Here is a 25091-nt window from a genome sequence, read left to right on the forward strand (position 1 = left end):
ATGAAAAAAAAGTGGCTGATTATTCCGCTGGTACTGATTGTTGTATACCTGGCGGGACCACAAGTTAAGGATCCTGAATTAGAATTATTCCTGCCGGAAGTCCCGGTTGATCTCACAGCACTTGAGCAGATGATCCTGAGCAGAGAGGATACCGTCACCGGAATTAAGGCAGACAATCAGGCAAGAATTATCTGGAATAATGATACGCTGAGGAATAAAACACCCTATGCAATAGTGTATTTGCATGGGTGGTCTGCAAGTTACATGGAAGGGGATCCCATACACCGGGAAATTGCGGAGCGTTATGGGTTCAACCTCTACCTGCCCCGTCTTTACGGTCATGGCATTGATGTGGAAAACAATTTTTGTGATCTCACGGCCGACAAGCTTCTTGAATCTGCCCGTGAAGCCCTGGCGATTGCCCGGCAGCTGGGTGACAGTGTGATTATCATGGGGACATCCACCGGAGGAACACTCGGGCTTTACCTGGCCAATGCAGCTCCTGAAATTGCCGGTCAGATTCTGTATTCTCCCAATATTCGCATCTACGACAAATCGGCAGCCATCCTCGATGATCCCTGGGGAATACAAATTGCACGCTTGATTACGGGCAGCAGTTTTCACTCATGGGAGGCTGAGGGTCCGCGTAAGCAATACTGGACCACGCGCTACTGCCTGAAGTCACTGGGAGAGTTGCAGGCGTTGGTGGATGAAACGATGGTTGAGTCAACTTTCAGGTCGGTTACAGATCCTGTTTTTGTTGGCTGTTACTACAAGAATGATTCATTGCAGGATAATACAGTTTCCGTCGAAGCGATTGTTGATATGTACGAACAGCTAGGCTCGGAAAAAAAGAAGCTTGTGCGATTTCCTGAGGTTGGACATCACGTGATGGCTTCCTCGCTCACTTCGCATGATCTGGATGCGGTTAGAAAAGAAACAATTCAATTTCTGGAGAAGGAGATGAATCTCAAACCTGTTAATCGGGAGGAAGCTGCACCAGCCAGGTAGCGTGCCGGAAGGGCTCCCACTCTGTTTTTGCCAGGTCAATTTCGGGGTTGTACAACGTGGTATAGGGACGGGCATTTAAGCTTGCCTTACCCACAGCGTAAATTTCAGGATCGGCGATTCCTTTTGAGAAGAGATCCTTTTTCAGATACTGAACAAACTGCCAGGCCATGTCGGGATGTGTTGCCACCTTTGCAGCTTGTTTTGAAGTCAGGTAATTTCCCGGAGCTATAACCCACTCTGCCGAATCCGTTTTAATCCGAAAATGCACAAATCCGGCTTTAGATCGCAGCATCATATGCCAGGACAGGCGATGACCTTCCTCCGTCCAGTTCACATTACCCGGGAATGTGAGGTGGCGTAGGGGCAACGCGAGCTGTATGAGAAAATACACAAGGAGAAAAGCCATCATGGGCCGTTTATATTTTACTGAAAAGTGAGCCGGAGAAATATATGCCGGTTTCTTTCTAAGGAATATTTTGCGGATTGTCTGAGGAGGAAAGAAAAATATGGCAAAGGCAATTCCGAGGTAGGGGAAAATGCCAACCTGAAATATGACGGAATTGAATAAGTGAAAAAATATGGAAATGATAAATGCCGCCTTTCGGGTTTTTTTCCACAATAGTGCCGGGGCTATGAGCAGATCGAACAGTATTCCACCATAGGCAACAAGATAAATAACCCAATCTTTCTGCAACCATGGACCCACCAGGGGATAGTCCTTTTTCCCTTCAAAAAAGATTCTTACAGGAATTCCCTGAAACCAATCCGGATACATCTTTGCAATGGACGCGTAGATATAAACCAGAGTGATCTGAACCACAAATAACCAGGTATGCCACTGCTGGCAGCTTTCCGACCGAAATTCCGGATTTCTTTTTGCATCAAGGGATATATTTCTGGAGGCCGGGAGCAGGCACATGAGCCAGCTTAGCAGCATCAACAGGTAGTAATGATTGTTGTAGTTGGTTTTCTGCATGAGATAAACAGCCGACCACATTAAGGCAAATACCGGCATGGCATAACGGTATTTGTAACCAAGCATGACAAGACAGCCGACGGCTCCCATCACCACGAAATAAATGTACATTCCATTACCGGGCAAAGGCTCCAGGAATGAGAATTGTATAAACGGGAAATTGTAATCGGGTACTATGAATGTTCGTTTCACCCATCCGGTAAGAATAGCACCCCACGCTTCGGCCATAATTAATGCCCCGAAAATGACCCGGAATACGACTAATGGAGTGTTATCAACCGGCCGGAACAGAAGTTTTTGCACCGAATTATCCCCCATAACAGATGAATTTTACAGGCTCCAACAACCAAATTTCTATATGATTCGTTATTTTTAGAAGTAACAACATCAAATCTTGGTCATATGAAAACAGTCAATACTTGCTTTACCCTAAGTTATACCCCTGAGCAATATGAACATGCAAAGAGCTATGTGGATGATATGAAGCGTCATCCACGGCGCGTTTACTGGCAGTCAAATAAAGGAAAAAGCGATGAAGAATTAATACTTTCCCACATCGCTCACAGAATCCTATCCGGTTATTACAATCAGTATGACCCGGTTACCACCCGGCGCCACGTAATCAGCATGAACAGTGCCGAAATGAATTAGAACATTACCCCCAGCTCGATTCCGAAGAGATCATTCTTATAGGTCATTTCATTCAAATCGCTGATGGTATTCTTAGCGGCATTTACAAGACCTCTGCTGTATGTAAGTCCTCCATATATACGTGTTGTGGATCCCAGATGCCAGTCGAGACCCGCCGAGAAGTAAAGTGATACATCGATGAACCGAAAATCATCAATCAGGCGGATACTTCTGTTTCCGTCCTTAAGTTTTTCTGAAACCTTGAAGTCAAATGTCGGTCCGAATTGAAAGAAAATCCGTTTGTCCAGCATTACCTCCTGTGTATAGAGCTTCATGGTTGCCGGGATAGACAAGTATTGAAGATTATAGGACTGCGTAATTCGTTCAGAGCCTGAATAGCTTATTCCCGCACGTCTGGATGATAGCCACAATCCGGTGCTGAAATAATAGTTTTCATTATTGTCGATAGAAAGGTCAACTACCGGGCCAAATGTCAGGCGCAGGCCATTTCCGTCGTTTTCTACATTTACATCACCAACCTCAACATCGACACGGTTACTGGACCAGTATGGAGATACCTTGAATCCCATCTGAATTTGGGACATGGCTGAAGTCGCACCCAGGAGTATAGTAAGAATGAAAATGTATTTTTTTCTCATGGCTATCTCAATTATGTTATTTTTGTGACGATTCACACAAAGTAACTCAATAGTTCCCGATGAAAAAACCTCTTAATCAATTAATAATCTGTCTGATATTAGTTCTGCTGATTGTAACGGGTTGTGATTCAGACCCGGAATCAGAATGTGTTTCACAGCCGGATATTTCTGGGAATGGAGTCGAACTTCAAATAATGGAATTACAAGATGAACTTCTTGGAATTTCTGACCGGGATGAAATGATCAATTTCCTGAATGACAATCCGGTCGTGGCAGAAGTTTTTTTAAAGCGAAGTGAATATCCAACTGACAGCATTATGATCGACGTGATGCTGGATCGCTTTACCAACCCCTATATTGATACTCTAGGTATGGAAGTGGCCGCTGTTTTCGGTGATCTGACTGATCTGAAAATGGAACTAAATGATGCGTATTCCCACGTTCAATATTATTATCCGGATTTTAAGATACCGGAAATTAAAACGGTAATCAGCGGTATTGAATATGATTTGTTCATGTCGGATTCCCTTGTAATCATCGGGCTTGATTATTTTCTTGGAGAGGGTGCGCGTTTCAGGCCTGCAGGAATGTATCAGTATATGCTTGCCCGCTATACCCCCGAAAAAATTACACCTTCCCTTATGTTGCTTTATGGGATTTCTCCGCGCTGGAACAGAACTGAATTGAATAACAAATCGATGCTTGCCGATATGATAACCTACGGGAAAGCGTATTATTTTGCCAAGCATATGATGCCCTGTACACCTGATAGTGTGATTATTTCATACACAGCTGAAAATATGACGGGCGTCCGGCAAAATGCCGGAACGATCTGGGCGCATTTCCTGGAGAATGAATTACTTTTCGAGACCAGTCACATGGTTAAGAAAAAATATCTTGATGAGCGGCCTAACACCTATGAGATCGGAGACAAGGCACCGGGCCGGATCGCCACCTGGGTTGGATGGGAGATCGTCAAGTCTTACATGCGGGAGAACCCTGATATTTCACTTCAGGAATTGATGGCAGAACCCGATGCACAAAAAATTCTGGATAGGAGTAATTATGCTCCAAAAAATCAATAATCTATTTATCATGAGAAAAAAACTTGTTGCCGGAAACTGGAAAATGAACAATGATCTTGATGCTGGGCTGAAGCTCACTTCAGAGATTATTCATATGGTTGAGGATGAAGTAAGAGGAAATGTTGGTGTCGTAATAGCACCCCCCTTTGTTCACCTGACCAAGATCAGTCAGCTGCTCAAAAATGAAGCCCGAATTTCACTTGCGGCACAGAATTGTTCTGAGCACGAAAAAGGCGCCTACACGGGTGAGGTTTCGGCCGGGATGCTTGCTTCGGTTGGTGTGAACTTCGTGATCATTGGTCATAGTGAGCGCCGCGAATACTTTAATGAGACCAACGAACAGTTGGCAAGAAAAACCGATATCGTATTGAACCACGGACTGCTTCCCATTTTTTGCTGCGGAGAATCCCTCGAAATTCGCGAAAAAGGCAATTATGTTGAACATGTGTGCAATCAGCTAAATGAAAGCCTTTTTCATTTATCAGAAGAAGAGCTGCGCAAGGTTGTGATCGCTTATGAGCCGATCTGGGCTATCGGTACCGGTAAAACCGCCTCGACCGAACAGGCACAGGAAATGCATCATGCGCTTCGAAACTATATTGCCGGCGCGTATGGAAAAGAATTGGCTGATGATATTACAATTCTTTATGGCGGAAGCTGTAAACCATCAAATGCGCCCGAGCTTTTTGCTTGTGCGGATGTAGACGGCGGATTGATTGGAGGGGCATCTCTTTCCTCGAGGGATTTTGTAGACATAATTAAATCGTTCTAGGTTGGCACTGATCGACTTTATGGCAGTGACGTTTCGATGTCCTGAGGAATTCCGTGATATACTGATTGCGGAACTCGCTGAACTGGGTTATGACACAATGATGGAAATCGAAGACGGACTTGAGGCCTATATTCCTGAGTCGGATTTTAACCAGGAGCATCTGGATGAATTGTTGCGCAGGTATGCATCAACTGCCGTGACATACAGCACCTCCCGTGTAGTAACCCGTAACTGGAACGAAGAGTGGGAGAAAAACTACGACCCCATTGAAGTGGATGGTATATGCAGGGTACGTGCAGTTTTTCATGAAGCCAATCCTGAATTTAAGTATGAAATCATCATAAATCCCAGAATGTCATTCGGCACTGGCCATCATTCAACCACATGGCTGATGATGAAACATCAGCTTGAAACCGATCATGTTGGGAAGAGAGTTCTTGATGCGGGCTGCGGTACAGCCATTTTGGCCGTACTTGCTGAAAAGCTGGGTGCGCGGGAAGTGCTGGCCTATGATAATAACAGCTGGACGATCGAAAATGCACCGGAAAATCTATCACTCAATAATTGCCAGAGTATCACGATTCAGGAAGGTACCATTTCAACCATAGATATCCAGGGAGCCTATGATATCATACTTGCCAATATCAACAAGAATGTTTTATTGGAAGAAATGGATTATTACAACAGTTACCTTGTGCCGGGTGGCGTATTAATGTTAAGTGGTTTCTATGATTACGACGAACAGGATATAATCAACCGTGTTATTCCCCTGGGCTTCGAATTGGTAAAAACAGGGCACAGAAACCACTGGTCGGCACTGTTATTTCATAAAAAATAGCACCGAGGTTAGTTTTAGGCAATTTTTCACCCTGTTTTTGTGTTAGTATCTATGTGCTGAACATGGTATATTAACAGGATTTTTAGGAACTTAAATTTATGATAAGGGCCAGGTTACGATATATCGTACTTATTTTTTTCCTGCTCATCGGATTTTCCGGTTTTTCGCAGATTTCAAGACTACCGGAAAATGTGGCTGTCTTTGGTGATTCTTTGCGTTCACTACTCGCTGCCACAAACAATGAAAGAGCAATGCTTGCCGGCGAGGAAATTTCCTCGGCATGGCTGTCTATGTCAGGTCAGCAACAGGAATCAGCCGCATCCCATATCCGGATCATGCTGAATAAAAAGTATCCTGTAAGACCTTATATTGTCATATACAGTGAGGCACTGGCGGCCGCAGTTAATCAGGAACATCTTGATGCCCAAAAATTATCATCGTACCTGGAAACTGCCGGGCAGGTCATTGATCGTGAGGAACGTTCTTTCGTAATGACTTTTTTATCGACGAGCTCACTCTTGTTCCGGGAACACAAGCTTTTTGCAGAAAACTCAAATACCCTCTATGCCCTTGATGCAACATATAATTTTGAGTATGTAACTATTCCCGAGTACACAGAACAGGAAATAACCGAAACCGCTGAACCTGAACAGGAGGAAGAAGACGAATATTTCGATGACTGGGATGATGAACCGAGTGATGATGACTGGGATACCAATTGGGAGGATGACGATTGGGAGGATGATGATTGGGAGGATGATGAAAACTGGGATGATTACGAAGAAGAAAATGACAACAGCATGGCAGAAGCAATTGCTGCCGGTGATCCGCTTCCTTTGATCGAAGGTGCCGTAATCAGGTTTGACAAGGTCACATTTAATTTTGCCACTCCTTATGATTCCGTTTTCCTTGAAAATACAAGCGGGGCACTTAAAGTAACAAAAAATGTTTTTGTTGGAAGTGAGGGCCGTTTGACGTGGGAATCAGCGGGACTGCCTCCATCGGATGTTTATTCGGAATTAGCTGAATACAGTTTCGATATCAGGAAACCTGAGTTTGAGGCGCAAAATGCAATCATGCATTATTCAGGGAAAGTAACAGAAGGCGTACCCGGGATTGTGAACTATAAAAGTGTACGCCATGATTCTGTAACCGACGCAACATATCCGCGTTTTATCTCTTATCAAAGTAATATTCCCGTAGCTGGTTTTGGCCCCGATATTTCATACGTCGGCGGCTTTTCAATGAAAGGCAGCAAAATTATCAGTGCCTCCGTTCTTGGGGATCTTTCAACCATCAATGTAGCGGTAAATGACATGCCTAAATTCAAGGCGCGTGCGAGGTACTTTGAATTTGCAGATTCAATAGTATCAACTCAACGTGCGAAAGTAATTGTTTACCAGAATACAGACAGCATCTATCATCCGGCAGTCCGGATGGAATACAACATGAATTCGAGAGGCCTTGTCCTTCAGAAGGATAAAGGCGGATACCGCAATACTCCGTACTCTGCATCCTTCTTCAATGTTGATTTCACCGCTGATCTTATTCGCTGGGACCTGGATAACGATAGCCTTGACATATCCATTCTTGAAGCGAAACGAATGGTTTCGGCGAATTTTGAATCCGTCGATCATTATAATTATGAAGACTATGTCGCGTTAGGCGACCAATTATATGACTTCAATCCGCTCGGAATTGTTGCAGCCTATGCGGCCAAAGAAGGAACAAACGAATTCTATGTTTCAGAATTGGCCAGAAGATATAAAAAACCCGATCACATTATAAAAGGTGCTATGCTGTCACTTGCCCAAAAAGGGTTAGTTGATTTTAACGCACAATCAGGAAGGGTAAAGCTTAAGGAAAAAGGTGAACACCTGTACCAGTCGAAATTCGGGATGAAGGATTTCGATAATTTCATTTTTGCATCAACAGTGATGGACAAGCCGAATGCCACACTGAATTTCCCGAATGGCTATATGACCGTTCGGGGCGTGGAAAAATTTCAGGTTAGTGATTCCCTGCGGGTCATGATTGAGCCCGATAGCAGTACCATTACGTTACTTGAAAACAGGGATTTCAAGTTCAATGGCAAAATCACTGCCGGTAACTATGAATATTATGGTCGTGATTTTACCTTCAGGTATGACAGCTTCCTGATCAACCTCAAGGAAATCGACAGCATCCAGTTTTATATCAAGGATGTGAATTCACGCGGGGGTAAAGGCCGTAGAAAGATTAATAACTCACTCGTATCAGATGTTGATGGCGCCACGAAAGGTACGCTGTATATTAACCGGCCGAATAATAAGTCGGGCAAGGTTAGTTACAATGAATATCCAAAATTTGATACCGGGAAGGGATCCATCGTATTTTTTGATAATAAAGATGTTTTTGGCGGGGTCTATGAACGTTCAATAAATTTTGTGGTTCCTCCATTCGCGGTTGACAGCCTCAATGGTTCAGATCCAACCTCCATCTCTTTTGACGGTCAGTTTGTGAGTGGCATCTTCCCAACTTTCGATGCCAAGCTGGAGGTGATGGATGATTATTCAATGGGTTTTGAATATACTACACCTACTGAAGGGCTGAATCTTTATGGGGGAAACTCTACTTATTACAATGATCTGAAACTTGATAAGAACGGACTGCGCGGAAATGGACGGATTGAACATTTGTCTTTAACGATGGAATCCGAAGACTTTATATTTTACCCCGATTCCGTTGTTTCCCAGGCAAAGTCACTGGTCATGAGGGAAGAAAGTATTAACGGATTTACCTTCCCAAGGGCGGAGATCACTGATTTTGATATGAAATGGAATCCGTCTGAGGACAGTCTGGTCATAGAGAACCGGGAGGAGGCATTCAGGTTCTATGATACGTTTGCGTCGCTCGACGGGCGGGCGTCCATTAACAGTAACGGGGTTTTTGCAAGCGGTACTGTTGTAGCGCGGGAATCAGTCTTCAATTCGGAAGAAATCAGTTTCAAGCATGATGCTTTCGATGCACGGCATGCCGTTTTTAACAAGCTGAGTGACAACCCTGAAAAACCTCTGATCCGTGGAACAGACGTAAAATTGAATTTCAACCTTGTCGACAGTACATCTACGATCAGTCCGGAAGTAGAGGGAGATGCAGCGATTGAATTCCCCTATGCGCAGTTCAATACCTCCATTAGTGAAGCGAAGTGGGACTTACAGCAGGACAAGATTTATATGTCGAAGCCTGAAAATGTGGCATTGGAAAGCTCATATTTTTACACGACTCGCGAAGACCTGGATTCCCTTAGCTTCTATGCGACCCATGCGGAATATGATTTGAATACGCTTGAGCTGAAAGTGAGCGGAATTCCGTCAATCACGGTTGCGGATGCGCTTATCACCCCGGAAAATGGCGAGGTACTGATCCTTGAGAATTCGAAGATCGGAACACTGATGAACACGACCATCGTACTCGATACACTCAACGGGTATCATACCCTCACAGACGGTGTGATTGATATTATATCGCGAAATGAGTTTACAGGGTATGCAACCTACCATTTCGTGAATATGCTCGGTGACAGTGTGCCGGTGAGGTTTGATAATTTCCGGCTTGAGGAGGTTACGATCGGCAAGGGACGCAGGGCAAGAACAGAACAACATACCACTGCCGACGGATTTGTTCGGGAGGATCAGGATGCCATGGTAGCTCCGGGAATGTTCTATAAAGGCGGCATGACATTATATGCCAATAAGCCTGCGCTTGAACTGGATGGTTATATCAAGCTCGATATGAATGAGCCGGGGTACGATACCTGGATAAAACACTCAAGCTCGGGAGATGATGAAAAAGTGGTGATTAATTTCGACGACAATGTTGTTACAGAAGATGGAAGGAATGTCGTTGCCGGTTTGCACATCTCTGCGGGTGATCAAAGCCTGTATAATACATTCATCACACAACGCTATTCACCCGACGATGAAGATTTTTTCCTGGCGGGTGGGGTTATGTTCTACGACGAAATGAGCGAGGACTTTGTGGTTGAAGATACTGCTAAGGCATCAGGAAATTCACTCGCAGGACGTATTTATCGGTATAATAAGTTCAACGGCAATATCAGGTTCGAAGGACCTGCTAAATTCCTTCCCACCGTAACGAATGCTTCGTTTAAATCGGCTGTGATCGGATCCGGAAATATTAATGATAATTCCTATGTGATGAACACCATGCTGGCGGTAAATTTTGCAACATTACCGCAGCAGGCCATGGAAGCAATGGCGGTGGATATACTGGATGTAATTGTAAACCTGGGCGCTCCCGAATCTCTGGGTGATCCGACAAACCTACTGTATAAGCTTGCAGATGTTGCAGGGGAAAGAGCTGCCCGTGAATATGAAGCAGCTTCAGCTGGTGAATATGTTTCGCTTGGTGGATTTGCAAATGAAACGAGTGTTTCAATGATGTTCCCCAACCTGGATATGAAGTGGAGCAATGATTTTAACGGTTTCTACAGCGAAGGTAAAATCGGACTTTCCAATATTTTGAGGACAGATATTAATGGTGCTTTTGACGGGTTCCTTGAAATGAAGCGAAGTGAGGACGGGCTGCCCGTATTTAATATTTTCCTGAAGGCCAGTGGCGCCTCGTGGTACTACTTTGGCTATGAAGATAACCGGCTCCTGGTTTATTCATCGAACGAATTATTTAATCAGATCATTGCAGAGAAAAGTAACGGAGCCAAGGCTAAGATCGGTGAACTTGTTTTTGCCCCCGGCGACCGCGCAGAGACACTCGCATTCATCAACCGCTTCAGGTTGCAATATTACGGCATCGATGAAGAGTATTTCCTGGAATCTGAAGTTGAAACTGTGGTTGACGAAAACGAAGATGGCTTTGGTGGCAAGAAGGAGGAAGACGATGGTTTCGGGGATGAGGATGATGGGTTTTAAACCGTTTGTATAATCATTTTTTGAAGGTGTTGTCAAATCGTTATCTTTGTACCGTGATAAATCAATGCGGGAAATGATATGATAGTAGCGGGATTTTTACTGGCATTTTTACTTGGATCCATACCTACGGCCGTTTGGCTCGGAAGAGCACTTTACGGCATAGATGTGCGGGAACACGGTTCCGGAAATCCTGGAGCGACAAACACCTTCAGGGTTTTGGGCAAAAGAGCTGGTATCATCGTGATGCTGGTGGATATCGTTAAGGGTCTGCTGGCTACTTCCATCGCCATTCCATTGATGAACCTGGGTTTCATTTCTGAAAACAATCTTATCATTTTTAAAATTCTTTTCGGCATTGTGGCGGTCTCCGGGCATATATTTTCGGTATTCCTGAATTTCCGTGGAGGTAAGGGTGTCGCGACTTTATTAGGTATGATGATCGCCATCGACTACGAAGTGGCACTGATCTGTATTGCTATTTTTATTCTTACGCTCCTCCTGTTTAAATATGTTTCTCTTTCTTCAATCATAAGTGCACTGGCATTTCCCACCATACTGTGGGTGGTTCCCAGATTCAAGACGTCAGAGCCGCTGTTGGTGATCTTTGGATTTTTCCTTTTTATCGTGATTGTCTGGACTCATCACAAGAATATACGGAGAATTATTGATGGAGAAGAGCGCAAAACCTACCTGCTCAAATCAAGAAAGGATTAATCCCGTCATTGGGGGGATATGCTGAGAATCCTTCTTTATTACGTTTAAAGCAATATTTTGAGGGCAATTTCATTTTCAGGCATGCGCAATGCTTTATTTCCGCTGCCTGTCAGGCATGTTGGCTAACCGTTTAAAAAGCGGACCGCTCATTCGTCCATATATTTCAAACAAAAACACCTGCGATCGCGTACATGGGGGTGAAAACCTAATTCTCCAATTCAACCCTCTACGTATGAAAAACTTATATAAACCCCTTGTTGTCCTGGCCTTGTTTTGGGGGATATCCATCCCCCATTCAGGCGCTCAGACCGTAACACTGCCGCAGGTAAGCCCAAAGGCTACAATCTCTCAAACTGTCGGAATCGCACAAGTGACCGTTACCTATTCCAGGCCAAATGTTGTCACTCCTCAGGGACAGGACCGTACCGGTCAGATATGGGGTGCATTGGTTCCTTACGGATTGAGTGATCTTGGCTTTGGTAGTACGAAGGCTGCTCCCTGGCGGGCAGGTGCTAATGAAAATACGCTCATTGAATTTTCTCATGATGCAACGTTCGGCGGTAAGTCCATTGAAGCCGGCGAATACGGACTTCATATGGTTCTCTCTGAGGATGGAGCGGTAACGGTCATTTTAAGTCATGATACCCATTCTTGGGGAAGCTTCTTTTACGATCCGGCCCATGATGCGCTGCGTGTAAATACCCAATGGGAGGATCATGCGAATACCCCGCTGCTTACGTATAGTTTTCCTGAGGCTGACCTGAACAGCGCCACACTTGTACTCGACTGGGAGCAGAAACGCATTCCCATAAAGATCTCATTTGATACGCCGGAACTCACTTATCAAAATCTGACAAACGAGCTCAAGTCGATTCCAGGATTCGATTATCAGAACTGGATTGCAGCTTCGTCCTATCTGTCAACACAGGGAATACATAGTGAAACCGCCCTTGAGTGGGCTGATAATGCCATAAATGCACCGTTTGTTGGTCAGAAGAATTTTAATTCTTTGAGTAATAAGGCGCAGATTCTCAATGGAATGGGTGAATCCGATAAAGCAGCTGCCTTGATGGATGAGGCATTGGAGGATCCTACTGCCAACATTCAGAATTACTACAATTACGGGCGTACCCTCATAGCACAGGGCAAAACCGAAAAAGCACTGGAGGTTTTCAGTACAGCAAGCAAAAAATGGCCGGATCACTGGCTTGCTCCGCATGGCCTGGCCCGAGGTCTGTCTGCAACCGGATCGTATAAAAAGGCATTGAAATATGAACGTGAAGCCTTTGCCCTGGCGCCAGATGCGAGTAAACCTTTCCTGGAAGGATACCTGAAAGCACTTGAAGAAGGAAAGGATTTTAATTAAGCACTTCAAGGTCAGAAAGGCTGCCGGAAACGGCAGCCTTTCCTATTTGCTAATTTCGGCTTACCTGGGCAACGATAATAATTAAGGGAAATCGGCTGCTTCTTAATGATTGAGCATTTTCAGGATAGATTCTACGTATTCCCGGCTATTACTCAGCCTCGGTACTTTATTTTGACCGCCGAGTTTATCCCGGCTTTTCATCCATTTGTAGAATGTTCCCTCCGGAACGTGATGTATGATGGGTTCGATCAGGGCCATATCCTTATATCGTTTCGCATCATAATCCGAATTTATTTCCCGAAGTCGTTGATCCAGCAATTGGTTGAAGGCATCCGTATCATCAGGAGACTTCCGAAATTCGATGATCCATTCATGTCGGCCCTTTTCCTTTCCTTCGAAGAAAACAGGGGCGGCAGTAAAATTATCTATGATGGAACCAGTCTTTTCGCACGCATATGTGATGGCGCTTTCTGCATTCTCTATGATCACCTCTTCTCCAAATGCATTGATAAAATGCTTTGTTCTGCCCGAAATTTTGATCCTGTAGGGATCAGTAGAAGTGAAAACCACCGTATCCCCGATATTATACCGCCACAAACCTCCGTTGGTCGAGATGATCATGGCATAATTTTTCCCTGTTTCTACCTGGTCAAGGGTAATCGTTGAAGGATTGTCACTGTCAATCTCGTCAAAGGGAATAAATTCATAGTAAATTCCATAATCAAGCATAAGTAACAGCTCATTGCTGTCCTTTTGATCCTGTATCCCAAAAAATCCTTCCGATGCATTGTAAGTCTCAACATATCGCATTTCATTTTCAGGGATCAGACTGGCAAAAAGAGAACGATAAGGTGTAAATGCGACTGCTCCATGGAAAAAGACTTCAAGGTTTGGCCATACCTGCAGCAGATGGTCCGCTTTCTTGATTTCAAGAATGCGCTGAATAAGTAGAATGGTCCATGTAGGAACGCCCGAGAGACTGGTGACATTCTGGTCCATTGTAATATGGGCCATTTTCTCAATTTTTTCCTCCCACTTGTCCATCAGTGCGACCTCCAGGCTTGGCGTTCGTATAATTTGCGCCCAAAGCGGCAGGTTTTTCATGATCACAGCCGAAACATCGCCATAGTAGGAATTCGCTCCCGGATCATATTCATTAATCTGATGTGACCCACCAATGGCCAGCCCCTTTCCGGTAAACATGCGTGATTCCGGATAATTATTGATGTAGATGGAAATCAGGTCCTTTCCCCCCTTGAAATGGCAATCCTCCAGGGCATCTGTACTCACAGGGATAAATTTGCTTCGGGCATTCGTTGTTCCTGATGACTTTGCAAACCAGGTAATATCACTCGGCCAGAGGATACCCTGCTCTCCCCGCATGACACGCTCGATATAGGGGAAAAGGTCTTCATACTGGTGAACAGGCACACGTTGTTTGAATTCCTCCTTTGAACCGATAGACCGGAAGTCATATTTTCTGCCGAATTCTGTCTGCGCGCCCTTTGCGATAAGCCTATGAAACAATTCTTCCTGAACATCGTGTGGGTACTTCATGAAAAGCTCAATATCATGAATACGCTTTTTCATGACCCATGTCAATATCGAATTTATCAGACCCACAGATGCTAAATTTTTCTTTTAAGTTCGAAGTGCTGACCCAAATATACCCGCCGCACCTGTTCGTCAGCAGCGAGGTCTTCGGCCGAACCCGCCTTTAAGAGCTTTCCCTCGAACATGAGGTATGCACGGTCGGTAATGGACAGCGTCTCATTTACATTGTGATCAGTAATGAGGATTCCAATATTTTTATTTTTCAACTGGGCTACGATTGTCTGGATCTCTTCAACAGCAATGGGATCAACTCCTGCAAAGGGTTCATCGAGCAGTACAAATTTAGGATCTACAGCCAGGGCACGCGCAATTTCGGTACGTCGGCGCTCTCCTCCTGACAGCACCATGCCCAGGTTTTTCCGTACGTGCGTGAGACTGAATTCTTCCAGAAGCTCATCCGTTTTTTCCCGCTGCACTTTCTTCGGAAGATTTCTCATTTCCAGTACGGAAAGTATGTTTTCTTCCACCGTCAGCTTTCGGAAAACCGATGCTTCCTGCGCGAGGTAACCGATTCCTCTTTTTGCCCTGCGGTACATGGCAAGGTCGGTTATATTTTCATCATTCAGGAAAATTTCACCTTCATTCGGCTTGATCAAACCTACGATCATGTAAAAAGTAGTCGTTTTTCCGGCACCATTCGGGCCCAGAAGTCCGACAATTTCGCCCTGCTCCACTTCAACCGATATATGGTTTACAACAGTTCTTTTCTTATACTTTTTTACAAGATTGTTCGCGTGAAGCTTCATGATTCAAATATACTTATTCCCACCTAATATCCTTTATATACAGTTGCAGTGAAACCCGGCCCATATATCTGTTCTCCGCTACCGCAAAAGCCATACCGAAACCCTGCGGATTTTTCTTAAGCTGATCTGCATATTCCCCCATGCCAAATCCAATAGCTTCAAATGTGGAAGTACACCCATACTGACCGATCCGAAGTTTAAGGTGGTTTGAATCCGGATTGTTACGCGCCGAAAAAGCTCGCACGTCACGTGCGATAAGATCTTCAGCGACAAAAACAGGCTCAGCGTTTCCTGGCCCGAACGGGGCCATTTGCTGCATTATCCTGAAAAATTTTGGATTGATGTCGTCCAGTGAAATTCTGGTGTCGATTATGATCGACGGGGTTAACAGGTCTGAAGTGATTTCACTGGAAACAACTGCCTCGAAGCGTGACCGAAAAGCTTCGAGGTTCTCATTTCGAAGGGTCATTCCCGCCGCATGTTTATGACCGCCAAATTGTTCCAGCAGATCTGAGCATTTCAAAAGAGCTGAATAGAGATCAAAACCATCTACAGAACGGGCCGAACCCGTTAAAATTCCGTCGTGTGTCTCGGTAAGGATGACCGTTGGCCGGTAATACGACTCAATACATCGTGATGCTACAATTCCGATAACACCTTTATGCCAGTCTGGTTGAAAAAGCACCGTTGTATTCGCCTCGGTCCACCCGTTTTCAAGTATCATGTCATGAGCCTGACTCGTAATAAGACGGTCAATGTCTTTTCGCTGTTGATTATGGCCATCGAGCTGACGAGCAAAATTTTGAGCCGGTTCAGCATCCGTCGCCAGCATCAGCCGAACGGCATATTTGGCGTCTTCCAGCCGGCCTGCTGCATTGATACGGGGCGCCAGTCCGAATACGACCCTGGAAATGGTTACATCATTCTGTTGAATGCCTGCAACTTCCATCAGCGCTGCCAGTCCGGGATGAGGATCTCTTGCTAATTTCTGAAGACCATAGTAGGCGAGAACACGGTTTTCGCCCGTTATCGGGACGATATCCGCCGCGATGGAAACGCAAACCAGGTCAAGCAGTGAAAACGGATCAAAACCTATATCGGGGTGTGACAGCAGGAAGGCCTGTATAAATTTGAAGCCCACCCCGCAACCGGATAATTCCTTATAGGGATACGGGCAGTCTGTGCGTTTGGGATCAAGGACCGCAACGGCAGGTGGCAGAACGTTATCTGGCTCATGATGATCGCAGATGATGAAATCAATCCCTTTTTTTGAGGCCAGTGAAACCAGATCATTTGATTTAATTCCACAATCCAATGTAATGATGAGGGAAAAATTATTCTCTTCCGCATAATCTACTCCTGCAAGTGACACGCCGTATCCTTCCTTGTAACGGTCGGGAATATAATATTCGCAATGATCATAGAACGACGAAAGGAAATGATAGAACATTGCCACAGACGTGGTCCCGTCTACATCATAATCGCCGTAGATCAAAATCTTTTCGCCTGTACCGATCGCATTCACCAGCCGATCCACGGCGGCTTCCATTCCTGCCATGAGGAAGGGGTCATGCAGCATTTCCAGCGATGGCCTGAAGTATTCCTTCGCCTGTTCAAAGTTGGTTATCCCTCTGTTGATGAGTATGTTGGCAATGGGAGCGCTTACGTTTATGGCAGACATTAATTGGTTTGCCATCTCAGATTCCATTGATTCCGGAAGAATCCAGCGCTTCTTTTGCATAGTTTTCTGGCAGACGGGTTAAAAAGAAGGCAGCACACGGGTACTGCCTTCAGCAAAGTTAAACTTGTAAACGGACAATCGCTCTATTCAGAGACGACTCCTTCCAGGACGTCTTTGATCGGCACGCGCACACCGTCCTTATAGGGAACTATCCAGGCATCTTTAACACCCATTTCCCTCAGATATTTTTTAAATGTGTCGGCTTCCCAATAGTCACTGAACTGGCCAATCGTGATCTTCTGAGTACCGTCCACGATTTCTCCTGCAAAGTTCGGGTGATTGTCGAAGTACTTACTCAGGTCCTTGTTACGGAAGGCACCGATCTGGACTTTAAATACCACACCAGGGATCGCACCTTCGCTGGCAGCAACCTGTGGCATATTACTCTCCATTTCACTGATGGTACTTCTCGCGTCTGACAATTCAGCCCTTAATTGCGTGAGGTTGCCTTCCATCTCATCGATTTTGGCATCCTTGGCATTGAGCTGCGATTTCAGCGCATCCTGTTCGTTTTTTAAAGTACTTACCTGGGACTGTAAAGCCGCTTCGCTTTCTACAAGTGTTTTCAGCGATTCAGGATCTTTCGCCATCTCCTTGGCACGTTTCTTCCATTCCTTTGATTCTTCCTTGGTAAGCTGGGAAAAAGAGGTGGAACTGATCAGGACCAACAGGACAATGGTAACGAGCGAAAAAAGTTTTTTCATGATTCTTAATAGTTAAAAAATGATTCTCGTTGAAATATAGGCAATATAATTAAATATTTTATTATTTGCCCTTCAGGCTGCCCACCATATCTGCCGGACGTACCCATTTATCGAATTCTTCACCAGAAAGGTAGCCCAGGTTTATGGCTTCTTCCCTGAGTGTCGTGCCGTTTTCATGCGCTGTCTTTGCGATTTTAGCCGCTTTTTCATACCCGATATGCGTATTTAGCGCTGTAACAAGCATTAAACTGTTGTTTACATGCTTTTTGATGTTTTTCAGATCAGGCTCGATGCCGATAGCGCAATGATCATTAAATGAGACGCATGCCTCCCCGATCAAACGTGCCGATTGTAAGAAATTTGCTGCCATTACAGGTTTAAAGACGTTTAATTCGTAATGACCTTGCGTGCCGCCAACAGTAATGGTAACATCATTTCCGATCACCTGGGCACAAACCATGGTAAGCGCCTCGCATTGTGTGGGGTTTACCTTGCCGGGCATAATGGATGATCCGGGTTCGTTGGCAGGTATAATTATTTCCCCGATTCCGGACCGCGGACCGGATGCCAGCAAACGAATATCATTAGCAATTTTATTCAAAGAAACGGCAAGCTGTTTCAGGGCTCCATGACTTTCAACGATCGCATCATGGGCAGCCAGGGCTTCAAATTTGTTTTCGGCACTTCTGAAAGGCAATTGCGTAAAACCTGCAATTTTACTCGCAACCAATTCGGCGTACCCTTCCGGAGTATTGATTCCTGTGCCTACCGCAGTGCCGCCAAGGGCGATTTCCGATAAGTGGTCGAGGGTGTTGCGAAGTGCTTTCAGACCATGGTTCAACTGCGCTACATAACCTGAAAATTCCTGTCCGAGTGTTAACGGTGTGGCATCCATCAAGTGCGTGCGCCCGATTTTTACCACGTCCATAAAGGCTGCGGATTTTTCAGCCAGGGTATCCCGAAGTTTTTCCACACCGGGAATTGTGGTCTCGACAAGCATTTTATAACATGCGATGTGCATGGCGGTTGGATAGGTATCATTCGATGATTGCGACTTGTTCACATCATCGTTCGGATGGATTAGTTTTTGCCCTTCACCCAACGTGTTACCGGCAAGAACGTGTGCCCGGTTCGAAACCACCTCGTTCACGTTCATGTTCGACTGGGTTCCTGAACCTGTCTGCCAGATCACCAGGGGGAACTGATCGTCAAGCTTACCCGCCAGAATTTCATCACAAGCTTTGGAAATAAGCTCCATTTTTTCGGCAGAAAGAACGCCCAGGTCGTGGTTTGCATGGGCCGCCGCTTTCTTTAAATAGGCGAAACCTTGTATTATCTCCAGCGGCATACTGGCTGCCGGACCAATTTTAAAGTTATTTCGGGAACGCTCCGTTTGTGCCCCCCAATATTTGTCGGCAGGTACTTTTACCTCCCCCATCGTGTCTTTTTCTATCCGGTATTCCATAGGTGATCGTTATTTATGCTCAAATTTAGCCAATATATTTTGGTTGTCGGAATACCGGTCGTTCAATTTAACACATCCCTTTTCGGCATTTACCGGTAGTGGACCGGCACTCGCCGATAAACACTAACCTTTCGGGTTGTAATCCGCTAATATTGATATAATTAACAATCAAAGAAATGGAAGAACAACGACACACCCCCGACAGACGCGTATGGCTTGGCGTCGCCCTCCTGTTACTCGGAGCAGCCTGGTTACTTGATAATCTCAATGTAATACCATATCACATTGAATACTACCTGTTCAGCTGGAAAACTTTCCTGATTGCACTCGGCGCCTTTTTAATTGTCGGCCGTCAAAAAGTAGGCCCTGGCGTGGTCCTGATTGCCATCGGATCTTTCTTCTGGCTTGAGGACCTCAATTTCTTCGACTTCCTGAACTTTAATGTCTGGAGTATTTTCTGGCCGCTGATCATCATAGCGATTGGTATTTCACTGATCACCCGAAGAAACAGTCCGGTGGATTCATTTGCTGGTGCATCCGGATCAACGCCAGGTGATCCCGGAGGAGACTTAATTGATGATTTTGCCATATTTGGCGGACGGGAACGTACCGTGAATTCGCAGAACTTCAGGGGTGGAAAGATCACCGCTATGTTCGGAGGTTCGGAGATTGATCTGCGCGGGGCGGGACTAGCGCCCGGTACCCAGGTTTTGGATATATTTGTCATGTTCGGTGGAACTCATATTCTGGTGCCGCCGGACTGGAACGTGCGGGTGGAGGTATTTTCCCTGCTGGGTGGTTTCGGTGACAAACGATATTCCAACCTTAAGGTAATACCCGATTCAGAAAAAACGCTTGTAATAAAAGGATTTGTGATGTTTGGAGGTGGCGAAGTCTCATTGAACAAATAATTCCTCAGGCCGGGACATGAGCCCGGCCTTTTTACCATGAAACATCCTATCAACGGCAAAGCATTCCTTATATATTCCCTGGTGTGGATACTGATCATCGTTATCCACGCCGGGGTTCTTTATAACCTGTTCACATTCCCGGTCATCATCTGCCTGGCTGATGCCGCTTCTTTTTACCTGATACTGGCGGGATTCGGCATGAGCTACTATTTTGCCATTCGTTTTTCTTCTTCAAAGAACAGGATCACCCTGCAGGAAATTTTAACCCATCTCACAGGAGTGATCATCGTGGTATCACTTGTGGCGTTTCTGCACGACCGTATCATGCGTGCCTGGATAGAAAATGAAGATTATTTCGGCTATCTCCAATTTAGCCTAGGCTGGCGGATTGCTTCAGGCGTGATGCTGTTATTGATCCTGGTGCTAATCTACTATTTATATAACCATAATCAGTTCCTGGAAATTCAGCAAAGCCGCGAACAGGATTTAAAAAATATGCTGCGCGAATCTGAAATGGAAATGCTGAAGTTTCAGATCAATCCGCATTTCATCTTCAATAGTCTGAATTCCATAAGCGCGCTTACCATGTCTTCGCCTGAGGCGGCTCAGGAAATGGTGATCAAGTTATCGGAATTCTTCAGAAATGCCCTTGGAAAGGAACGGAAAGATGTTCATACGCTTGCCGATGAGATGCAGCAGATGGCTCTTTACCTGGATATTGAACAGGTGCGGTTTGGCGACAGACTCCGGGTAGTACAGGTTATTCCCGGGAGCTGTATGCGCCACAAACTACCCGCATTAATACTACAGCCGCTTTATGAAAATGCCATTAAACATGGAGTGTATGAACAACTCGAAACAGTTGAAATCCGAACTGAGGTGAAATGCCGGGAGGGACTGCTGGAAATATTCATATCAAATACGTATGATCCGATGCAAAAGTCATCAGTAAAAGGCACAGGCATTGGGCTGAAAAATGTTCGAAGCCGCCTTGAATTAATGTATGGTATTCCAGACCTTGTAACCATTGAAAGAACGCGCGATATGTATCGTGTAAAAATTGTTGTACCCCAGACCGATGATCAGGATTCTGATAATTGATGATGAACCGCTTGCCCGCTCAATCGTTCTGAATTTCCTGAAAGACCATCCGGAAGTTGAGGTGGTAGGTGAATGTATAAATGGCTTTGAAGGTCTGAAGGCAATTCAGGAACTCCAACCGGATATTGTTTTCCTGGATGTGCAGATGCCAAAGCTTTCGGGCTTTGAATTGCTTGAACTCCTGGATGAATTACCGGTGATTGTCTTCAGCACCGCATTCGATGAATATGCAATCAAAGCCTTTGAGTTAAGCGCTGCCGACTATCTTTTAAAACCGTTTACGCGTAAAAGATTCGATGAAGCATTGGGCCGGGCAATTGAAAAACTGGGTGCCGGCGAGTCCCGGGATACAAGTGCCCTTACGACAGTTCGACAATCCTCAAGGCCCATCGACCGGATTGCCGTACGAAACGGTACCCGGATCACGATTATCGGGGCGGGACAAATTGATTTCATAGAAGCACAGGATGATTATGTCGCTGTTCATGCTGAAGGAAAAAAATACCTGAAGCAGCTAACCATGAAATACCTCGAAGAGTCGCTCCCATCCGAAGATTTTGTCAGGGTGCACAGGTCCTATCTTGTTTCAGTTAGTAAGATCGACCGTATCGAAGCCTATTCCAAGGATAGCTATGTTGCCATTTTGAAAGGCGGAGATAAGATTCCCGTTAGCAGAAAGGGATATCAGTTGCTGCGCGACCAGCTCGGTTTCTAGTCTTCACCTATTTTCCTACTTTTGCGGCATGCAAAAAATCGTTGTACTGGACGGACATACACTCAATCCCGATGACATGTCCTGGGAGCCTCTTCAGGAATTGGGAGATGTAACTGTTTATCCGCGGACAGGTCCCGGGGACGTGATTAAGAGATCTGAAAATGCGGATGCGCTGATCATCAATAAAATTAAAATGACCCGGGAAGTTATTCAGGCCCTGCCCCGGCTGTCATACATAGGGCTAATGGCTACCGGGTTCGATAATGTGAATACAGAAGCAGCCCGGGAATCGGGAATTTGTGTTACCAATGTTCCTGGCTACAGTACGCCATCTGTGGCACAGCATACCTTTGCCCTGATTCTGCAGCTTTCAAATCGCGTTGCCCTGCACAATCAAAGTGTTCACGAAATGGAATGGGTGCGTAGTGCAGACTTCAGTTATTACAAACACCCAATCCCGGAGTTGTATGGAAAGACCATTGGTTTGGTTGGATATGGAGCCATTTCCAGCTCGGTCGAAAAAATTGCGCATGCCTTCGGAATGAGAATACTCATCGCATCGGAGCACGCTGATAAAGCAGAATTTGGTCGTATCGTGAGCCTGGAAGAACTTTTTGAAAGCAGCGATATTGTATCATTACATACGGCCTTAACGCCAAAAACTGCAGGAATGGTAAATGCAGAACTTATCGGGCGAATGAAGCCTGCGGCCTGGCTGATAAACACCGCGAGAGGAGGACTCATCAACGAAAAAGACCTGTCGGATGCACTTCATGAAAACAGAATTGCCGCTGCGGCGGTAGATGTGCTATCAAAAGAGCCGCCTGATGAGGATAATCCCTTGCTTACGGCACCCCGCTGTATCATAACACCCCACATATCCTGGGCTTCAGTGGAATCAAGACAGCGGTTGATGGCGGCCCTGATTGAAAATTTGAAGGCTTTCCAGGCGGGTGAACGTCTGAATGTGATCAACTGATACGACTCCAGTTTACGACTGTTTTTTGCTGGTTTTCTATCTGATATCGGATATTCCGGTGATCATCAAGCGTGAGTTCCGGGTCACGAAGCAGCACATCCTGGGCGGCCGTACGCGCGACCTGCAAGATTTTACCGTCCTTGGCAAGGTCGGAAATCAACAAATCCAGAATTCCGCTTTGCTGTGTTCCGGTGATATCTCCCGGTCCGCGAAGTTGTAAATCAGTATCTGCGATCTCAAAACCATTATTGGTGCGAACCATGGTATCAATTCTGGTTCGTCCATCCTTACTCAGCTTGTAGCTTGTAATCAGAATGCAATAGGATTGATCTGCACCGCGGCCTACCCTTCCGCGCAGCTGATGGAGCTGTGCAAGGCCGAATCTCTCGGCATTTTCAATAATCATGACAGAAGCGTTAGGAACATTTACGCCCACTTCAATCACCGTTGTGGCAACCATGATCTTTGTCTCTCCTTTTACGAAACGCTTCATTTCATAATCCTTGTCATCGGCTTTCATTTTGCCGTGTACAATGCTCACGGGAACACCGGGAAATGCCCTGCAAACACTTTCATATCCATCCATGAGGTGTTTGAGATCAAGTTTTTCCGACTCTTCGATCAGCGGATAAACGATATATACCTGCCGGCCTTCATCGATCTGATCCTTCATGAACTGATTGACGCGAAGGCGATTTGCATCGTAGCGGTGAACGGTCTTAATGGGCTTTCTTCCGGCGGGTAATTCATCGATCACCGAAACATCGAGATCCCCGTAAAGCGTCATGGCCAGCGTTCGTGGAATCGGTGTGGCAGTCATCACCAGCACGTGTGGATAGACATTCTTGTTCTTTTGCCAGAGTTTGGACCGCTGAGCAACCCCAAAACGATGTTGTTCATCCACCACGGCAAGTCCGAGCTGTTTAAATTGAACTACATCCTCAATGAGTGCATGTGTGCCGACCAGGATGGAGAGCTCACCGGAAAGAAGCATTTCATGGATGATCTTTCTTTCGCTCTTTCGTGTTGAGCCGGTAAGCAGGGCGATATGAAGACCCATTTTGTCGGCATATTCCTTCAGACCCTCGAAATGCTGATTGGCCAGGATTTCGGTTGGTGCCATCATTACCGATTGCGCTCCCGATCCGGCTGCGATCAGCATGCAGATAAAGGCGACGATGGTTTTTCCGCTGCCCACATCACCTTGCAAAAGGCGGTTCATCTGGTGCCCCGACCTCATATCGGTGTAGATTTCCCGGATAACACGTTTCTGCGCTTCAGTTAGGTCGAATGGCAGGTGTTCATTATAAAATTTAGTGAGAAGAGATGTGTCGGTCAGTTCCATGCCCCGAAATTTATCGGTACGCGCGAGTTTCAGCTTCAGCAATCGAAGCTGGATGAAAAAGAGCTCTTCAAATTTGAGCCGGAACACAGCCTTGGCCAGCATATCATTATTTTCCGGAATATGGATATGCTGTATGGCACGTGGTTTATCGATCAGAGCGTATTCGGCGAGAATATATGGAGGGAGCGTTTCCCGCAGATGTGGAATAGATTTATCCAGCAGGTTCCTGATGAGCTGCCCGATGCCTTTGCTGTCTAAATATTTCCTGCGAAGTTTTTCTGTGGTTGAATAAACGGGCTGTAGATAACCCCCTTCGAGGGAAAACTGGCTTCCGATCTCCAGTTCCGGGTGCGGAATATTGAGCTTTCCGTTAAAGAGGCTGGGTTTTCCGTAAAGAACATATTCAACTCCGTTGACAAGTTTTTTTGCCATCCATGGGACCCCCTGAAACCAGACACATTCTATTTCGCCGGTGTCATCATGGAAGTGGGCAACCAGCCGTTTACGGCGCTGTGCGCCGATCATCTCGGTATTCCGCAGCCGTACGCGCAACTGGGCATAGGGCATGGTTCCATTCAGTTCATTGATCTTGTGAAAGCGGGTTCTGTCTTCATACCGGAATGGATAGTGCTGCAGCAGGTCGCCGTAGGTAAAAATGCCCAATTCCTTATTCAGCATGGCAGCCTTTTGAGGCCCCACGCCTTTTAGAAATTCGATTTTGGTGTCAAAAAATCCGGGCATGCGCTAAAATAATGAGAAATGATGGTAGATGCCGAATGTGTGACGTT

20 protein-coding genes are annotated in these 25091 nt (G+C 45.6%); 12 read left to right on the forward strand and 8 right to left on the reverse strand.

The window, feature by feature from the left end; genetic code table 11:
- A complete protein-coding gene (locus LDX50_RS27210) occupies positions 1-1011 on the forward strand; it encodes an alpha/beta hydrolase (RefSeq protein WP_225699447.1) in 1011 nt (336 codons plus the stop codon).
- Here the strand turns inward: LDX50_RS27210 and LDX50_RS27215 are convergent.
- A complete protein-coding gene (locus LDX50_RS27215) occupies positions 980-2305 on the reverse strand; it encodes an HTTM domain-containing protein (RefSeq protein WP_225699448.1) in 1326 nt (441 codons plus the stop codon). The genes LDX50_RS27210 and LDX50_RS27215 overlap by 32 nt on opposite strands.
- An 84-nt stretch (positions 2306-2389) precedes the next feature.
- Here LDX50_RS27215 and LDX50_RS27220 point away from each other — a divergent pair, with 84 nt between their 5' ends.
- A complete protein-coding gene (locus LDX50_RS27220; RefSeq protein ID WP_225699449.1) occupies positions 2390-2638 on the forward strand; it encodes a hypothetical protein in 249 nt (82 codons plus the stop codon).
- On the opposite strand, the gene LDX50_RS27225 is transcribed toward LDX50_RS27220, so the two are convergent.
- Positions 2635-3276, reverse strand: a complete 642-nt coding sequence (locus LDX50_RS27225) for a PorT family protein (protein ID WP_225699450.1) — start codon at positions 3274-3276, stop codon at positions 2635-2637. The two genes, LDX50_RS27220 and LDX50_RS27225, sit on opposite strands and share 4 nt — an antisense overlap.
- A 59-nt stretch (positions 3277-3335) precedes the next feature.
- Here LDX50_RS27225 and gldB point away from each other — a divergent pair, with 59 nt between their 5' ends.
- From gldB to LDX50_RS27255, 6 genes are all read left to right on the forward strand, one after another.
- On the forward strand, positions 3336-4361 hold the full coding sequence (gene gldB, locus LDX50_RS27230) for a gliding motility lipoprotein GldB (protein ID WP_476702572.1): 1026 nt from the start codon (positions 3336-3338) through the stop codon (positions 4359-4361).
- A gap of 10 nt (positions 4362-4371) precedes the next feature.
- Positions 4372-5133 carry a triose-phosphate isomerase gene (tpiA, locus tag LDX50_RS27235; RefSeq protein WP_225699452.1) on the forward strand — a complete coding sequence of 254 codons (762 nt, stop codon included), beginning with the start codon at positions 4372-4374 and terminating at the stop codon, positions 5131-5133.
- Between the two features lies 1 nt (position 5134).
- On the forward strand, positions 5135-5971 hold the full coding sequence (gene prmA / locus LDX50_RS27240) for a 50S ribosomal protein L11 methyltransferase (protein ID WP_225699453.1): 837 nt from the start codon (positions 5135-5137) through the stop codon (positions 5969-5971).
- Between the two features lie 98 nt (positions 5972-6069).
- Positions 6070-10902, forward strand: a complete 4833-nt coding sequence (locus LDX50_RS27245) for a hypothetical protein (protein WP_225699454.1) — start codon at positions 6070-6072, stop codon at positions 10900-10902.
- Positions 10903-10980: 78 nt separating this feature from the next.
- Positions 10981-11616 (forward strand): glycerol-3-phosphate 1-O-acyltransferase PlsY, encoded by a 636-nt coding sequence (plsY, locus tag LDX50_RS27250; RefSeq protein ID WP_225699455.1) that lies wholly within the window; start codon positions 10981-10983, stop codon positions 11614-11616.
- A 232-nt stretch (positions 11617-11848) separates the two neighbouring features.
- A complete protein-coding gene (locus tag LDX50_RS27255) occupies positions 11849-12982 on the forward strand; it encodes a DUF2911 domain-containing protein (protein WP_225699456.1) in 1134 nt (377 codons plus the stop codon).
- 102 nt (positions 12983-13084) lie between these two features.
- Here LDX50_RS27255 and LDX50_RS27260 read toward each other — a convergent pair whose 3' ends face one another.
- The 5 genes from LDX50_RS27260 to fumC all read right to left on the reverse strand — a co-directional run bounded on the left by LDX50_RS27260 (position 13085) and on the right by fumC (position 19252).
- Positions 13085-14605 (reverse strand): GH3 auxin-responsive promoter family protein, encoded by a 1521-nt coding sequence (locus LDX50_RS27260; protein WP_476702573.1) that lies wholly within the window; start codon positions 14603-14605, stop codon positions 13085-13087.
- A gap of 5 nt (positions 14606-14610) precedes the next feature.
- Positions 14611-15342, reverse strand: a complete 732-nt coding sequence (gene lptB / locus LDX50_RS27265) for an LPS export ABC transporter ATP-binding protein (protein ID WP_225699458.1) — start codon at positions 15340-15342, stop codon at positions 14611-14613.
- 13 nt (positions 15343-15355) lie between these two features.
- Positions 15356-17083, reverse strand: a complete 1728-nt coding sequence (gene recJ / locus LDX50_RS27270) for a single-stranded-DNA-specific exonuclease RecJ (RefSeq protein WP_225699459.1) — start codon at positions 17081-17083, stop codon at positions 15356-15358.
- Positions 17084-17166: 83 nt separating this feature from the next.
- Complete coding sequence (locus LDX50_RS27275; RefSeq protein WP_225699460.1) at positions 17167-17787, reverse strand: Ezrin/radixin/moesin family protein; 621 nt, start codon at positions 17785-17787, stop codon at positions 17167-17169.
- Between the two features lie 61 nt (positions 17788-17848).
- Complete coding sequence (gene fumC / locus LDX50_RS27280) at positions 17849-19252, reverse strand: class II fumarate hydratase (RefSeq protein WP_225699461.1); 1404 nt, start codon at positions 19250-19252, stop codon at positions 17849-17851.
- Between the two features lie 176 nt (positions 19253-19428).
- On the opposite strand from fumC, the gene LDX50_RS27285 reads away from it, so the two are divergent.
- The 4 genes from LDX50_RS27285 to LDX50_RS27300 are packed head-to-tail and all read left to right on the forward strand — an operon-like array spanning position 19429 to position 22958.
- A complete protein-coding gene (locus LDX50_RS27285) occupies positions 19429-20163 on the forward strand; it encodes a LiaF transmembrane domain-containing protein (RefSeq protein ID WP_225699462.1) in 735 nt (244 codons plus the stop codon).
- Between the two features lie 36 nt (positions 20164-20199).
- Positions 20200-21264, forward strand: coding sequence for a sensor histidine kinase (locus LDX50_RS27290; protein WP_225699463.1), 1065 nt, complete (start codon positions 20200-20202; stop codon positions 21262-21264).
- Positions 21242-21979, forward strand: a complete 738-nt coding sequence (locus tag LDX50_RS27295; protein ID WP_225699464.1) for a LytR/AlgR family response regulator transcription factor — start codon at positions 21242-21244, stop codon at positions 21977-21979. Before LDX50_RS27290 ends, LDX50_RS27295 begins: the two co-directional genes overlap by 23 nt.
- Positions 21980-22007: 28 nt before the next feature.
- Positions 22008-22958, forward strand: a complete 951-nt coding sequence (locus LDX50_RS27300) for a D-2-hydroxyacid dehydrogenase (protein WP_225699465.1) — start codon at positions 22008-22010, stop codon at positions 22956-22958.
- On the opposite strand, the gene recG is transcribed toward LDX50_RS27300, so the two are convergent.
- Positions 22951-25044: an ATP-dependent DNA helicase RecG gene (gene recG / locus LDX50_RS27305; RefSeq protein WP_225699466.1), complete on the reverse strand. Its 2094-nt coding sequence runs from the start codon at positions 25042-25044 to the stop codon at positions 22951-22953. The genes LDX50_RS27300 and recG overlap by 8 nt on opposite strands.
- Positions 25045-25091 lie beyond the last annotated feature (47 nt).

It is taken from the genome of Fulvivirga sedimenti (assembly GCF_020328055.1).